The sequence below is a fragment of the Vibrio sp. 378 genome (assembly GCF_033339435.1).
Genome location: NZ_JAWOUO010000656.1, coordinates 1 through 654, shown reverse-complemented (window position 1 = coordinate 654; position 654 = coordinate 1). Strand labels below are relative to the sequence as shown.

The 654-nt window shown below is 45.0% G+C and carries 1 protein-coding gene; it reads right to left on the bottom strand.

Annotation, left to right across the window (positions count from 1 at the left end):
* A partial coding sequence (locus R7Q48_RS28095) for a ComEC/Rec2 family competence protein (RefSeq protein WP_318133594.1) occupies positions 1-654 on the bottom strand: 654 nt, incomplete at both ends.

Here is a 654-nt window from a genome sequence, read left to right as displayed (position 1 = left end):
GAAGAAAAGTTGCAACGCCACAGCCAATAACAGTACGCGCCATGGACTCCAATGAACAAGCCAATACTTCAAAGCAATATAGATGATACAAACAGAAACGGCTCGGGTCGTCGGCAAAGAAAAATCAGCAAGCCAAGCGTAAACAATGGCAAACGCCAACCCACTCACTGATGGTAGAAACCAATATCGCGGCATAGCAAGCCGAATAAGCCCACCAAGGGCGAGCCCAAACGTCAATGCCATCCCAATGTGTAAACCAGAAATCGATACAAGATGCAGTAATCCGCTGTCACGCAGAAACTGCCAATCCTCTTTGGTAAGCCCAGTGCGATCAGCAAAAGCCAGTGCTTTAATTAGAGCAAAATGCTCAAGGCGAAAAATATCACGCTCAACAGTTTGAATAATAGCTTCGCGCCAAGACGAAGAAGTACGAATGACCCAGTATGAATCTTTAGTTACGACCGCTCTTGCAACAACACCACTTCCCATTGACTGCTTTTCTGCGTCGAAACCCGCTTCATTTCTGAGGCCGATAATGGGCTTAATCAAAACGTTAGTCGTAAACTCACTGTTAACAGCTAGTGGGAATGGCGTTATAAGGCGGACTTTAGGTTTAAGAAAAGGTAACAGAGTGTGAGAATTCACTTGTTTTAT